Here is a 14,084-nt window from a genome sequence, read left to right as displayed (position 1 = left end):
CTGTGTACGACGACGAATCTTAACAGATTTATGAAACTGCCTGTCAGTTGGTGCGCCAGGCGATCAGCATTATTCCCACAGGCGGGGGCGTCAGCCAGTGGGCGAAAGAACCCCACAAGCAAGCCTTAATCGCCTCCGGTCACACCTATGTGAATGGTGACGGGGAACTCAGGGCCAGTTGGAAGCCCATGCAAACCCAGCTTCCCACTGCTGAAGACCTCAAGACCTGGTACATGGGGGTCCGCGCACGCGGCCTGGGGATGGTCACGGGCCAACTGAGCGGCTACGTGGTCATAGATGTGGACTTGGAAGGTTTGCCCCTCATGCACGAGCTGGGATGGAAACCACACGTCATCTCACCGAGCGGCGGCGCGCATCTCTACTTGCGCTGGCCCGGCTGGTTCGTGCAGTCCAATGCCAGCAAGAGCAAGAAAACACTGCCTCCCGGCTTCGATGTACGGGGCGACGGCGGCTACATCATGTTCCCGCCCAGCCGCAACCGCCAGGGCTTCTACCGCCGCACCGATCAGCGCCAGCGGCTCAGCATTGAAGATGTACCGGAGACCATCACCGTGGCAGGGGAGACCTACCCACTGCGTCAGGCGTTGGGCTTGACCCCGCCCGTACCGCAGGAACCCAGGAGCGCCGAGCGGCCCAGCTTCCAGCCCTCCTACGCTGACGACGAGCGCTGTCCCATGTTCCTGATGCTGGACCGGGCCGCCGACTATGCAGCGGACAGTCGGAATAAGGGGGCATTCATGCTGGGGCTGTGGGCCAATGCCAACGACTACAGCGTGGGCGAAGCGATCCATGCCGCCGGGGAATACACCGACATGGTGCAAGGTGTGAAGCGCACCCCCTTCACTTTGGATGAAGCTCAGAGAGCCGTTGCTAGCGCGTACACCTACCTCAGGAAAGACCGCTGGACGAAGCGGGAGGAGCTGTCTCATGACCACTCTTGACGAGAAGTTGGAGCGTTACGCCGTTCTGAGAGATACCATTGAAGGCTTGCAGGCCGAGAAAGATGCCCTGGGAGTGGAGATCAAAGGGGCCATGCTGAGCAGAGCGCGGCCAGAGTGCGAGCTGTACCGCGCCCGATTGCAAACTACCCGTACCCCGACGTATCCGGTAGACCGCTTCCGCGAGGTCTACGGGGACGCGGCCACCTTTGAGGCTGCCCGCATTGACAACAGGCGGGTCAAAGAACTGGTTAAGGCCGGAGATTTGGACGGCGCACCACTGGAGAATATCGCCCTGATGACCGACCGCCACGCCCTCTATCTCGTGTCCAAGACCCAGGAACAGGCGGTCTAATCGGCCAGCATGTCGCCCATATCAGCAGGCCAAAAGAAAAGCACCCGGTTAAGGGTAACGACATGATCCAGAACTTTAACACCGTTAAGCGGACTCTGCCGTCCAGCACACCCTTCAGCCGTTGAGCTTGCGAAGCGTTCCCGGCAGAGGCACCTCGTCAGGCCGCACAGATAGTTTCCAGTCAGTCCGATGTGTTTCCAGCCCAGCGACGGGTGCCGGATAAGCCAGTGCGCGCCGTCTGGCAGCGACCGGACCGGATCAAGGCTCAAGAATGGGCGTCATCGCAATCCGGGCCAGATAGGGCTGTGCGCCGCGTCTGTCCTGATAGCGCTCGATCAGATCACCCAGCTCGCGCTGAAAAGCCTTGGCATCCTGAAAGTCCAACTGGAGGGGCAGCCAGCACATCAGCGCCGCCGGGCCGTGCGCTTCCCGGAGCAGCGCCTGCACGCTGCTCACCGCGCGCTCCGCCGGGCCGACTCTGACCTCAATTCGGCCCCCAACCGCTGGTTCCACCCACAGGCCCCACTGGTGCAGCCCTGGAAACGCCCCGTGCGAGAGCGCCAGCAGGTTGCGGTGAAGTGTCTCCAGCGGAATGGCCTCTGCCCGCTCGAACAGGGCGTCCAGGGTCAACCGGGGAATCTGGGCGAAGGACACGAAGTAATGCGGCGCAGACGTCCGGTAGCGGCGCGCGGCGCGGCCTCCGCCGCTGTTCACTTCGCACAGCAGACCGGCGGTCAACAGCTTGTTGACCCAGTAGCGGAGCGCCCGCGCCTCCATGTTCAGGGCGTCCGCCGCCTGGGCCACACTGACGCCCGCAGCGCCAGATTTGCTTTCCAACCCCACGAAGAAGGGTCCCAGCAACCGCTGAACTCTGGGGTCCGCCAGCAACTCCGCGTGGCGCTCCGGGGACGAATCTCCAGCAACCGCACGCCGGGCCAGATCTTCGGGAAAAATGAGGGCGTCCATTTTCCCAGCCTACCGCGCAGACTACCCTCACCATGAGACTCGCCCATGACACGCCCCGGTCCCGCCGCACCGCCCGCGCCTATACCAGCGGCGTCCGTGCGCTCACCTTCGGCACTCGGCTGATCACTGCCGCCGTCACCGGCGTCGCCTTGACGCATCTGCTGGAATTGCCCAACAAACTGGCCCTCTCGGCGGACGCTTATCTGGTTGTCCAGCAGAGTATTTACAATGGTTTCGGCAGGATCGTCGGCCCGCTGGAGATTGTGGCGCTGCTGGGTGCGGGCGGTCTGGGTATCTGGCGCTGGCGGCGTGGGGAAAGCTGCTGGCTGCCGCTTGTGGCACCCGCGTTCATCGGGGCGGCATTGATCGTCTGGCAAGTTCACAATGGGCCAGTCAACGCGGCCGTGGATGGCTGGACGCCTGCCACGATCCCGCAGGATTGGACGACGTTCCGCGCCCGTTGGGAGTACGCACACGCGGTAAGGGCCGCCCTGTTCACCGTGGCATTGATCGCGTTGCTGCTGCCGGTTGATCCAGCCAGTGAAGAGAACTGAAGGGCGTTGACCTCTCCAGGCCCTTCCCAAAATTCACCTTCGTCCCCCACTCCGGGTGGTCAGTACGGCAGGGCTGGGCGACGCGGTGCATTCCCACTGATTGGGGCATCAGATCCTGACGTTCCTGACTGGTCAGAAGCTCTCAGATGCGCAGATCCAGCTCCTCAGCGGCCACGCCAGCAAGGGGTAACGACAAGATTCAGGAATTTTACACCGCTAAGCGAAAAACGCCCATCAGCACAGCGGTGGTAGCCTGCACCAGCTCCAGCCGCTTGACGGCCTGCTGATAGGCGTCATCCACCGCCGCCACCAGCGACAGGTGCCGATAGACCTCCAGACTCTTCTTGCTACCATGACCGCTCAGACGCTGAATCTGCGCTTCTGACAGCTTTTTCCCGGTCAGGAAGGAGGGTATCAAAAGCGGGGGCAACACCGTTCAAAGGCGATTGGGCAACATGATGCGGCGTGTCGAATTCAACTCCGCCGCCAATGCCCCCTGATTCACGGCGCTCCTCGGCCCCGGAATTTGGTGGACTGCTTCTTGAGGACTCCTGCTTTAGGCCACCTGGCCCATGCGCCTCGTGCGGCCAACCAAGTACAGTGGATATATGCTGCCCGCCATCGCGCGCAAATCTATCAAAGGCGTACTGCCGCTCCTGCTAACCCACTTTGAAATGGAGGGCGCACAGGCGCTGGGCGGCTTCGAGAGTGTCGTATTGGCCACTCCGCAGCAGGTCTTGAAGCTGACTCACACCCTGCGCCGTGAGAGGGCGTTTATCGAGGCCGAGCTGCATTTCACCCGCCACCTGGCCGAACACGGTCTTCCCGTCGCCCGCCCCCTGCCGTCATCGGCTGGACACTGGGTCGAGGCGTCCCCTGACCCGGAGGGCGGAAGCTGGCTGGCCTACGCGTTCACCCGGCTCCCCGGTCATCCGCTGCGGGCCGAACACCTGACGCCCACCGTGATCCGCACCTGGGGACGGCTGACAGGCCAAATGCACGTGCTGACCCGCCGGTACATGCCCGATTCAGGTCTGCCCCGGCGGCGCTCCTGGCATACGGAGTCGGTGCTGGACCTGCGGCAGTTGCCCCCTGGTCTGAACGAGCAGCGCAAGTGCGGCCACGTCCTGATCGAGCGGCTGAAAGCGTGGCCGCGAACGCTGGAGAATTACGGCCTGATCCACTCCAATCTGCATGGGAACAACCTTCACTGGGACGGTCAGACCCTGCACGCCTCCGATTTCGACGACTGCGAGTACCATTGCTTCCTGAATGGCCTGGCAGTCAGTCTGCACAGCGTGGCCCGGCTGGTCCCCCTAAGGAGGAAACGGCGGCGCTGTGTCAGCGTTTTCTGGAGGTTTACCTGCCCGCTTACCGGGAAGTTTGCCCGCTGTCCCGAACTGGCGTGAGGATCTGGTCGCGCTGCTGTGCCTGCGCGACGTGCTGATGCTGGGTGTGCTGGCTGAAGCCTGGGGCATCGGCACGCTGCACGAGCAGATCGAGGCGGCGGCAGACCGGAGAATATTCGAGCGCTCTGCCCACCGGGTGGGTCAGGGCGAACCCATCTGCACCGTCGACTGGACAAAGCGGGAAACCGCATCCAGACCGCTAATTCTGGCAATTCAGCCGGACCCGGAAGCTGGGCGTGGGCGTGGTGTAGGTGACCTTGGCTTCCCGCAGGTAGCCTGCCGTCATCTTCTGGGGATTCAGGGAGATCACCAGTTTGGTTGCGGCGGGGATATTGGCTGCGACCGCACGGGCATCTTCCACATGGAACTTGAGTTGATACGTGACCCCGCCTGCCTGGGTGACATCTTTGTAGATCAACGCCTCTTCTGCGGCACGTTCCTCAAAGGAGAAGGTATTGCCATCCGCGCCAACCAGCTCGATGGACTCCAGGCCGGTGTCATGAAGATTGGCCTTGGTTGTGGTGCCGTTCCTCAATTCGATGGTCACCCCCCACCCTGGCCCAAGCCCGACATTCGGTCCGATCCGCTCGACTTTCTGGGTGGTCAGCCGCCACACGCCATTAAACAGCGTTTCGCCGATGCAGCCTTCCAGCGAGGCCCGCTGATTGCTGCCGCCCGGTGAGGTGGACGGGGCTGCCCCTGTGCCCAGGGTGAGCGTGGTCCCTTTGAGGCTGCTGGGAATGCCCAACTTCTTGAGGGCCGAGAGCGGCACATACGTCTGCCCATTGACGACGATAGCCTTGACCGGAGCGGGCTGACCGTTGACTACCAGGGAATAGCTCTGGGCGGCAGCCATGGAGCAGGTGGCGAGAGCGAGAAAGGCGAGCAAAGTTCGTTGTGGCATGGTTGACTCCTCAGGGGTTCGGGCTTCAGTACAGAATCAGCGTGAAGCCCTTAGCGGGATTGGCGAAGTAATAGTCCTTGGTGTTGCGCGTGACCACCATTACCGAATCGTTCTCGTACAGCACGCCCGAAATGGTGGGGAAGTCGCAGGATGATACGAAACAGGAGCTGTTATCGTCGGTCAGGGTGGCGGTAGCGAAGGTGTTGCGGGTATCGAAACTGAAGATCACGCGCGTCTGGCCCTTGGCCCTTTCCAGTGCGTAGCCGCAGGGAACGGTGTTCATGGCCGCGCCCGTGAGCTGCGAGTTGTAACAGCGCACGATCTGCTGCCCTACAGGTCTGGTCACGTCCACGATCACCATGCCCTTGGCCCAGCCGCCGAATCCCGGCGTCTGCACGGCGTTGCCTACAGCCTTCATGGCAATTGGCCCCTTGCCCTGTACCCCGATGCTGCCCGCCGATTCGCCGCCCACGCCCACGCCGCCCGGCGAGTTGCCGTATACGCCGAAACCGTTGCTGGAATGCATGCCCTTCACGCCTGAGCCGCTGGTGCCGGTGACGTTGCCCTCGACGCCGGTGCCGCCGCTGCCAGACGTGCCGCGCACGCCCGTACCGCTGGCGCTCGTGCCCTGTACGCCCGCACCCGCCGCGCTGATCCCACCCACGCCCACCGAGTTGACGTAATCGGCGCGGCCCTGCACCCCGGCCCCCGCCGCGTTCGAGGTGTTCTCGCCGTAAACGCCGGTGCCGGAGGCGCTGACCGTTCCCCGCACCCCGTAGCCCTTCTCGCTGTTGCCCAGCACGCCCGCGCCGCTGGAGCTGCTGCCGCGCACACCGGAGCCGGGCGCACTCTCGCCCCACACGCCCGACGAGCCTGGCCCCACGCTGTTGACCCCGCGCACCCCCGCTGCGCCGCTGATCTTGGATTCGCCGTAGACCCCGGCCAGGCCGCTGCCCGTGAAGCCCACCACACCGAAACTGGACTCCGAATAGGCGCTGACGCCGTAGCCCTTGCCGCTGATGGCGTACACCGCGTTGCCGCCCTCGCTGCTGCCGCTCACGGCGATTCCCACGCTGTTGCTGACCGAGAAGGCGGGCGAGTTGCCGTTGGCCGCGCCCGTGAAGGGCAGGGTCAGGCTGCCGCCCCCACCCGTGGAACCCGTGGCGCTCACGATCAGTTTTCCCACCTGCGAGCTGTCGATCTTGATGTTGCTGCCCGCCTCCAGCGCCAGGCTGCCGGTCTTGCCATTCAGGCTGGACACGCCCGCCGCGCCGCCGCCCGCGCCGATCTGATCGGGGCCGCAGCTCAGCGCCCCGTCGGTGCCCACGCCTTTCACGAACTGCCCGGTTTGACAGGGACTGCCGGTGATGGCGTTTTGCTTACCGTCCAGACCCACCTTCAGGGCGCTGAAATTGGCATTGACCTCGGCGGCGCGGATGGGCGTCCCGGCCTGGAAGGTGGTCAGCGTGTCCGCCGCCAGCGCTCCCACACCCAGCAATGCGCCCAGAAGGAGTCCTTTCGTGGCTGTCCGTTTCATGGCTTGCTCCTTTCCGAACTCAGGTCTTATTGCCAGGTGGCGGAATCCCAGGTGGCGCTGTCCCAGGTGTTGCCCCCCGCCGGGGCTGGCCCATCGCCGCCTCCGCAGGCGCTGAGCAGCAGGGCCAGGCCCAGCAGGAGAGGGAAGAACGGCCGTGCAAGTCGTGTCATATCAACCTTCCTTTTGGGGGTATGAGCTGGAGAGGGCGAGGACTTAAAGACTCGCCCTCTCCCGGTCCGTTACTGCGGCAAAATCCCGGTGCTGGCCTGGCCGGTAAAGCTCTTGACCCAGGTCCACGGCAGGTACACGTAGCCCTGATCGCCCCAGCAGTCGCCCCACGAGTTCTTGACGATGAAGTACCCGAAGTCGTCGGCAATGGGCGCGTTGGGCAGCTTCCTCTGAGTATTCTGGCTGGAGATGAAGCCGGTGACGGTCATGACGTGATCGAGTTTCCAGTCCGGCTTGCCGTCCGGCATATTGACTTTGGTCTGCGTCCGCACAAAGCCGCTGTCGTCGGGCTTCATGTTGTTGATGGAGGGTCCAGTATTTGCACTGGGCTTCATGTAACGGGCGTCCATCGTGATGGTGGTGGGAAAACCCAGGACCGAGCGCATCAGCAAGATCACCATGCTCTGGTCCAGGTCACTCTGGTTCCAGAAGTCGATGGGAGACTGCATGCGGTAGCCGCTGCCCGCGCCAGTGTTGGGGAGCTGCCTCATCGCGTAGGTCTGTCCTCCCACCAGCGTGATGTACCAACCGCTCTGATCGGTGGTGTTGGAGCAGGGGCCGTATGTCACGCTGCTGTCCCGGTAGCCGTCGCAGGACTGCGTGTAGGTCTGGGTGTCCTTGTGATCCACCCGGCTCAGGCTCTTGTTGTACTGCCACTGCGCCTCATAGGCGAAGGTGTAATTGGCCGCACTCGCTTTCTGGGCAATGAAAATAGGATCGCCGCCCTCCCCGTATTTGCTGGGTGCCCACTGGGTAAAGCGGTGGCCCGCGTAATCCTGCTCGGACAGGTTGACCTCCTTGTGGTCGCGGCGGGCAATCTCGGCCTCCAGCGCGGCTACCGTGGCAAAGGCCCAGCAGGTGCCGCGCCGCCCCTGGTCCTTGACGGTGGTGGTCAGCCCTTTGAGCGGCCAGTCGAAGTTGTCATAGATGCCCCCGGCGGCGGGCGCTTTGCAGGCCCCTTTCTGGGTGCGGTCAAGCTGGTCTTTGGAGCCGGTCTCCAGATTGGCCGGATCGAGCAGAAACACGAGACCGGCAATCGAGTCGCGGTACTCGTAGATGACCTCGCCCAAGCGCTTGTTCAGAACCAGCAGCCGCTCGGCGCTATAGTTCTTGACCGTGTCTGGGGCGGGCAGGCCGAACTGCTGGACGGTGTTGTTCAGCTTCTTAAGCGTGATGTCCAGATCGGTATACAGCGTGGCGTACAGGTTGTACTGGTTGACCTGGCTGGGAAAGGTGCGCGCGTGTGTCGCCAGCACGGCCTTCCCGAACGCATTGCCCAGCAGCGTGACCGTTTTGGGACCGCTCGCCGTCGGCACGCTGATCAGCCGGTCTCCGTCCGTGTTGATGGCGTCGGCTGCCGGGGGATCAAGGACGGCGCTGAACTCCGGGTGCTGCTTAATATACACGCGGGCGTCGGCATCGTCCTGGGCGGCCTGCTTTTCCTGGGCGGCCTTTTCATCGGCGAGGTCCTGCACCGTGATGACCCTGCCGCCGTTCTTGACCGCCTCCATGAATTGCACGGGCGTCACGGCTTCCGCGCCGGCAGGCACCGCGCCGCCGAATTCGGTCTGGGTCTTGAAGAATTCGGCGGTGGCGTCATCCGGAGGAGGATTGCCCTCGCCCCCGGAAGGGCCGCAGGCGGCCAGGGTCAGGGTCAGCAGGATCAGGACGGGATGCAGCTTGGACCTAGACATGGTGTGCTCCTTTGCCTCAGCCCTGAGAGGGCGAGGCTTCCGCCCGTTGGGCCGGCGGCGTGAGGTCTGTTCCGCAGCGCACGCAGAAGCGGGCGTACGGGGATGTGATGGGTGCGCGGCACTGCGGGCAGGCGTCCATCAGCCGCGTGCCGTCGTTGGCGCAGTAACGTTCGCCGGAAGTGGCCGGCACGGCCCGCGCGCAACGGGGACACAGGCGGTAGGCCAGTGGGGGGGAAGCAGGGGCAGAATCGTGCATGGCGGTATCCTCGGCAGGAATTCGAGAAGTGGGATAGGCTTCCCAATCAGTCGATCCGTACCGATTCGGGCACCAGCCGCCACAACTGGCACGCGCCGTCCGCGTACGTAGAGCCGGGATTGAGGCCCAGTGTGGCCGTGCAGTTCACCGCGTCCAGGTACTGGTTGTTGATCTTCAGTTGCAGCCGGGAGTAGCCGTCACCGTTGGGGATAAACTTCCACAGTTGGCATGCACCGCCCGCATAGTCAGAGCCGGGGTTGAGGCTGATGGGCGTGGAGCAGTAGGCGGCGTCCAGGTACTGCTTGTTGCTCTTGAGTTGCAGGCGGGAGTAGCCGCCCCCCGCCGGAACGAGCCGCCACAACTGACACGCGCCCTCCGCGAAGGTGGACCCCGGATTGAGCGTGACCGGCGAGGCGCAGTGGTCGGCGTCCAGATACTGCCCGTTCGATTTGAGTTGCAGACGGTAATAGCGGGGTGACTGTAAGGCCAGAGGCTGGGCGGAGGCGCTGGAGGCCAGCAGGCCAGCGGTGCACAGTAGCAAAGTTGTTCTGGAAAAGATTCGGTGGCTCATGTCTGTTTTCCCTGTCCCTGATCACGGATCGAGAGGGCCGGGACGCGCTCGCCTCTCGAGGTGGTGGAACCGCTGAATGCCGGGCCGCCTTCTTCCGTATGCGCCATGCCCTTCCCCCCTCCTCTGGCCCACAGCCTGCGCTGCCCCCGGTCATACGGTGGTCAGCAAAAAGTGCAGTTGTGCCGCCTGGTACCTGAAGGTTCGGTACCTGGAGGTTCGGCGCGGGTGTACGGTGAAGCAGCGTCCAGAGTCGTGATTAAAGGAGGCAGCATGAATGGGTTGTGGGTGGTCGACCCGGTGTGGACGGTTGGCGGTGTGTTGGCGGGCCTGAACGCGGGCATCCTGTTTTCGGAGCTGCTGGAAGGCTTTTACCTGCGGGGCATGGGCCTCAGCGCCTACTTGCAGATGCGTCAACCACGTGACCGGCTGCTGCCTCCGGGTCATGCTGACGCTGGACGGCTGCGACGCTCTACAGCTCAAGCGGTGCCCAGGTGCGCTGGGCGCAATAACGGAACCGCGCGAGAAACGGAGCAAACCAGGGAGGAAAGTGTCGGGTCCAGGGGGGAGAGAGCGTAGCATAACAGGAAGACCAGCATCACCGATGCTGGTCTCTACGTCTCCACTCTGAATATCCCCAAAGTACAGCTAGACGCCATGCGACTCCAGAAACGCCGACCAGTCCTCGGGCAGGCGTTCGCCCACCTCCTCAAAACCCTGGCGGGCCGAGACGTAGAAGCGCCTCAGGCTGCGGTGGTTTCCGGCAGCCCGCATTGCCCGCACCGTCAGGGCCAGGGCGGTGAGGTCATAGGGATTGACCTCGCATAGGAGGCGGCCCACGCGCGCGGCCTCGGCGGGCTGCTCCTGGCACAGGGCCTGGGCGCGGGCCGTCAGCGCGCCGTACAGGGTGTCGGCCATCTGGCTGCCGGGTTCGGGCTCCTCGCCTGCCAGATAGGGGCCGCGCCACAGCGCCGTGTCGACGCCCTGCAAGAACAGCTCGGCATCCGACTGCACCTCGCCCAGCGCGTAGCCGCTCTCGCCAGTCTGGATCACGCCCGCTCCCAGCGCCACGCGGGTCTGATGAACCAGTTCCTTGAGCGCTGAGGCCGCCTGACTTTCCTCCGTGCCCGGATACAGCACGTCGGTCAGGGTCAGACGCGGCACTTCGAGACGGCCCCGCAAACGATGTTCCAGCAGACAGGCCAGCAGCTCGCGGCGTTTGCGGCCCCGCACCGCTGTGCCCGTTCCGGGGACCCCAAATCGCATCTCGCCCAGCACATCCAGACGCACAAGTACGGGCGGCGCGTCCGTCTGCGTTGGGGCCGGGACCTGGCCCGGCTCTGGCTCCAACTCCGGGAAGGCCCGCAGAACGGCGGCCACGTTCAGCCGCAAATGCTGGGCGGTGAACCACTCCAGGCAGGCCCGCGCCACGCCGGGATCGCGCCCCTCACGGGCCAGTTCCAGGCGACATTGCCAGGCGGCCTCGGTCAGGTCTGCCGCCGCCGCAATCTCCAGCGCGGCTTGAAAGGCGTTCAGGGCGTCCGCTGGGCGTGCCAGGGCGCGCAGGGCCAAACCGCGCGAATTCAGGGCGCTGGTTCGCACGAGAGGGTGATTAAGATCTTCGGTCAACGCCACGGCCTCGTCGGCGGTCTTCAGCCCCTCGTCGGCCTGTCCGTTCAGGACTTCGGCCTGCGAGCGCAGCGCCAGCCCCGTGACCAGTAAAAATGGGCTGCCCAGCCGCCCGGCCAGGTCCGCCGCGTTGCGGGCGTGACGCAGGGCCAGGAAGGGAGCGTGCGGCGTGGGCCACTCGGCGTACAGGCTGCCCAGGGCCAGTTCGGCATTGACCAGAATAGGCGAGAGCTGCCCGCCCAGCACCGACACGGCCTCGCCCAGCCGTTCCTCGGCTTCCTCGAAGTGGGTCTGGTGAAGCAGCAGGTCACCCAGCAGGACCAGCGAGTGGGCGTAGGCGCGCAGGTCACCAACGGCCAGCAACTCGCCCACCGCTTCCTCGATGTCGGGCTTGGCCCCGTCTGCCTCGCCCGCCCGAAGCCGGGCCTGAGAGCGGTTGACCAACGCCGCTGCCCGCTGTCGCCGCAGGCCATGCTGCTGGCACAGGGTGATCAGCTCGTTCCAGACAGCGTGCGCCTGCGGCAGGTGGCCCTGGTAGTAGTGGGCGTTGGCAAGCGAGCTGAGCAGGGCGGCGCGCTCCTCGGGCGGCATCGGTCCAGGGAGGGTGGCCTCGGCCAGGGCCTGCGCCTCGGCGGGCTGCCCGCCCAGCACCAGCGCGCCCGTGACCCGGCTGATCAGCCCCGCGCTGCTGCCCGCCTGTGCCTGGGGATGAGCGCGCCACAGGCACAGAGCGCCTGCCGCGTCGCCGCCCAGCAGCCGCACGCGGAGCTGGTGCTGCCAGGCGTCGGGGTGGTCCCCGGACCGGTCCAGCAGCGCCAGCGCCGCCTCCAGCTCGCCGCGCTGCGCCTGGAGTTCGGCGGCTTGCAGGCGGACTGCCGGGTCATCCGGGCGGGCGGACAGCGCCAGTTCGCACAGCCGGGCCGCCTCGCCCAGATCGCTGTTTTGGAGGACGATGGCCGCCGTCAGGGCCAGGCGGGCGCGCTCCTCGCCCACGGCGTGGCGCGCGGCCAGGGCCTGAATCCGGGCCGCTTCAACCGGTCCTGCTGCGGCCTGGGCGGCCTGGGCATACAGCTCCAGCGCCTGTCCAGCGGGCAACTGCGCCTCTTCCACCAGGGCAGCGGCGCGGCGCGGCTGACCTTGCAGCGCCCGTAAGGCTCGCCGCGCCGCCGCCTGGCGCTGTCCCACGGAGCGGCCCTGCCAGAAGACCTCGCGGTACAGGGGATGAACAAAGTGGCTCCCAGCCATGATGCCCAGGTGCCCGAGCTGCCCCAGCGCCTGCTGGACCTCGGCCACCGGCACGGCGGCGCTGTCGGCCAGCAGCGTTTCCCTGGCTCCGGGCAACAGCGAAAGGGCCTCCAACACCGCCTCCAGGGGTTGCCCGGCGGCCGCTTGGAGGGTGCGCCCGATGACCGCTTCCACCGTCACCGGCAACTGATCATCCTGCGGCGCGCGCCAGCGCCAGCGATCCCCGCTGTTCCATAAGTGGCCCTGCCGTACCAGCAGCCGGAAGTATTCCAGCGTGAACAGCGGATTGCCGCGCGCCCGTTCGCGGACCCACGCCAGGGCTTCGGCAGGCAGCGTGGCCCCAGCTTTAGTCTCCAGCAGGCCAGCGCTGGCCTGGGGAGTCAGGCGTTCCAGTGGCAGGATCAGCGCGCCTTCCGGCCAGTTGTCCGGCGGCAGGCGGCTGCTGACCAGCAGGGCGGCCCCACGCGTGCGGGCCACGGCGGCGGCCAGTTGACCGGCCAGCTCTTGACGGGCGGCGTCGGCCTCGTGCAGGTCTTCGAGGCACAGCACAAATGGCGCGAGTTGTCCCAGCAGGGCGGCCAGTACCTCCGCTGTCGGCGCTGTCAGGGCCTGGCCCGCCTGCAAACTTTCCAGCGCCGTTTGCATCCAGGCACGGGGGCGGGCTGGTCGGGGCAAGGCGCGGATCAGTTCGGGCAGCGGCAACGTGGCCGCTACCGTGACGCTGCGGCACGGCGTGTCGCATAGCAACGCCCGGCTGGTGTGGGTCTTGCCGATGCCCGCCTCGCCCCACAACCACGCGGCCACACCGACCCGCCGCGCAGGCAGGGCGCGCAGCCGCTGGCCTAGCACCAGTAAGGCACCGTCCATAACAGTCCTCAGTATAAGCCCCCGAGTGATCATGGCCTTGAATCAAGTTCAACATTAAAAATCAGACGCCCTAGACAATGGTTCGAACACTTTTGAGGGTGACTCGGTTTTGCGGTTCTTCCGTTGATTCCGTGCAGCGTGTCAGCTCGCGAACAAAACACGTTGGCGGAGCGTTTCAAATGATCCCCGCCCGTACATCTGGCGCTTGATCAGCTTGATTTTATTGACAGTCCCTTCCGTCGGCCCATTGCTCCACGGAAGGGTCATCGCGGCCAGAAGCGCCCCGCGTTCCCTGGCCAGGCTGGCCGCCAGCGTCTGAATGTCCGGCAAGCCGCATGAAGCGGCTTGCCCCAGCCACCTGTCCAACGTCTCAGCGTCACCCTGTGTAAAAAGCCGACGAAACTCCAGAGCCAGGGGACGTATCTGACTGACTGACGCACATTTTTCTATCAATACTTCTAGTAGCGTCCGCTCGTCCGCCCCAAGCTGGTCGTCGTTCTGAAGAAGGATCCAGACCACCTGACCTGCCAGGAAATCTGCACGATGCCATCCCCTTTTCCTCTGAGCAGGTTAGGGCTTACGCGAAACTCAGAGATGGGTTTTTGAGCTGCTGGCGCATGTAGTCATCAAGAAGACCGAATTTTAGCGCGTATATCGTTTTCTTCGCCTCTTTGGCCTGCTGGTTCAATCGAATCCAGACCAGCATGGCAGTGCCGATGTGATTGCGTTGAGATCGCCCCAGACGGCATTGACAGTCTTCGGTCCCGGTGATCTGCTTCAATTCGCGGTGAAAGACCTCGACAGACCAACGGACGGCGAGCGTCTGGCGCACGTCGTCCGCAGTCTGTAACGCTGGGTCGTTGGTCACGACCCATTCCGTGCGCTCGGTAGAGAGCACCAACCGGAACATCCT

General features: G+C 64.8%; 14 protein-coding genes and 1 pseudogene. 4 read left to right on the top strand and 11 right to left on the bottom strand.

Going from position 1 to position 14,084, the window contains the following annotated elements:
* Positions 1 to 50 precede the first annotated feature (50 nt).
* Entirely contained in the window at positions 51 to 962 is a 912-nt protein-coding gene (locus tag Q322_RS0117565; protein WP_029479182.1) for a bifunctional DNA primase/polymerase, read from the top strand.
* Positions 949 to 1,314, top strand: coding sequence for a hypothetical protein (locus Q322_RS0117560; RefSeq protein ID WP_029479181.1), 366 nt, complete (start codon positions 949 to 951; stop codon positions 1,312 to 1,314). Before Q322_RS0117565 ends, Q322_RS0117560 begins: the two co-directional genes overlap by 14 nt.
* A 258-nt stretch (positions 1,315 to 1,572) precedes the next feature.
* Here Q322_RS0117560 and Q322_RS0117555 read toward each other — a convergent pair whose 3' ends face one another.
* Positions 1,573 to 2,280, bottom strand: a complete 708-nt coding sequence (locus Q322_RS0117555; protein WP_029479180.1) for a hypothetical protein — start codon at positions 2,278 to 2,280, stop codon at positions 1,573 to 1,575.
* A gap of 32 nt (positions 2,281 to 2,312) precedes the next feature.
* Between Q322_RS0117555 and Q322_RS0117550 the strand changes: the two genes are divergently transcribed.
* The gene (locus tag Q322_RS0117550) at positions 2,313 to 2,834 is read left to right on the top strand and encodes an anthrone oxygenase family protein (RefSeq protein ID WP_051668717.1); all 522 of its coding nucleotides are present in this window, start codon (positions 2,313 to 2,315) and stop codon (positions 2,832 to 2,834) included.
* A 208-nt stretch (positions 2,835 to 3,042) separates the two neighbouring features.
* Here the strand turns inward: Q322_RS0117550 and Q322_RS0117545 are convergent, their stop codons facing one another.
* On the bottom strand, positions 3,043 to 3,267 hold the full coding sequence (locus Q322_RS0117545) for a hypothetical protein (protein ID WP_156953136.1): 225 nt from the start codon (positions 3,265 to 3,267) through the stop codon (positions 3,043 to 3,045).
* A 175-nt stretch (positions 3,268 to 3,442) separates the two neighbouring features.
* On the opposite strand from Q322_RS0117545, the gene Q322_RS0117540 reads away from it, so the two are divergent.
* Positions 3,443 to 4,243: a phosphotransferase enzyme family protein gene (locus Q322_RS0117540; RefSeq protein ID WP_029479177.1), complete on the top strand. Its 801-nt coding sequence runs from the start codon at positions 3,443 to 3,445 to the stop codon at positions 4,241 to 4,243.
* A 199-nt stretch (positions 4,244 to 4,442) separates the two neighbouring features.
* Here Q322_RS0117540 and Q322_RS0117535 read toward each other — a convergent pair whose 3' ends face one another.
* From Q322_RS0117535 to Q322_RS0117495, 9 genes and pseudogenes are all read right to left on the bottom strand, one after another.
* Positions 4,443 to 5,147 (bottom strand): hypothetical protein, encoded by a 705-nt coding sequence (locus Q322_RS0117535; RefSeq protein WP_029479176.1) that lies wholly within the window; start codon positions 5,145 to 5,147, stop codon positions 4,443 to 4,445.
* 25 nt (positions 5,148 to 5,172) lie between these two features.
* Positions 5,173 to 6,684, bottom strand: a complete 1,512-nt coding sequence (locus Q322_RS0117530) for a hypothetical protein (RefSeq protein WP_029479175.1) — start codon at positions 6,682 to 6,684, stop codon at positions 5,173 to 5,175.
* A 26-nt stretch (positions 6,685 to 6,710) separates the two neighbouring features.
* On the bottom strand, positions 6,711 to 6,854 hold the full coding sequence (locus tag Q322_RS23585) for a hypothetical protein (RefSeq protein WP_156953135.1): 144 nt from the start codon (positions 6,852 to 6,854) through the stop codon (positions 6,711 to 6,713).
* 69 nt (positions 6,855 to 6,923) lie between these two features.
* Positions 6,924 to 8,606 (bottom strand): C1 family peptidase, encoded by a 1,683-nt coding sequence (locus Q322_RS0117520; protein ID WP_029479174.1) that lies wholly within the window; start codon positions 8,604 to 8,606, stop codon positions 6,924 to 6,926.
* Positions 8,607 to 8,622: 16 nt separating this feature from the next.
* The gene (locus tag Q322_RS22705) at positions 8,623 to 8,862 is read right to left on the bottom strand and encodes a zinc ribbon domain-containing protein (RefSeq protein ID WP_084148063.1); all 240 of its coding nucleotides are present in this window, start codon (positions 8,860 to 8,862) and stop codon (positions 8,623 to 8,625) included.
* 46 nt (positions 8,863 to 8,908) lie between these two features.
* Positions 8,909 to 9,433, bottom strand: a complete 525-nt coding sequence (locus Q322_RS0117515; RefSeq protein WP_245593309.1) for an RICIN domain-containing protein — start codon at positions 9,431 to 9,433, stop codon at positions 8,909 to 8,911.
* A 645-nt stretch (positions 9,434 to 10,078) separates the two neighbouring features.
* Entirely contained in the window at positions 10,079 to 13,171 is a 3,093-nt protein-coding gene (locus tag Q322_RS0117505; RefSeq protein ID WP_029479171.1) for a tetratricopeptide repeat protein, read from the bottom strand.
* A 141-nt stretch (positions 13,172 to 13,312) separates the two neighbouring features.
* The gene (locus tag Q322_RS21935) at positions 13,313 to 13,690 is read right to left on the bottom strand and encodes a transposase (protein WP_051668716.1); all 378 of its coding nucleotides are present in this window, start codon (positions 13,688 to 13,690) and stop codon (positions 13,313 to 13,315) included.
* 58 nt (positions 13,691 to 13,748) lie between these two features.
* Positions 13,749 to 14,084: pseudogene (locus Q322_RS0117495) on the bottom strand (IS701-like element ISPlag1 family transposase); the annotation flags it as partial.

It is taken from the genome of Deinococcus frigens DSM 12807 (assembly GCF_000701425.1).
GTDB classification, from domain to species: Bacteria; Deinococcota; Deinococci; order Deinococcales; family Deinococcaceae; genus Deinococcus; species Deinococcus frigens.
Note: the sequence above shows the minus strand (reverse complement) of the source record. Positions and strands in the feature narration are given on the sequence as shown.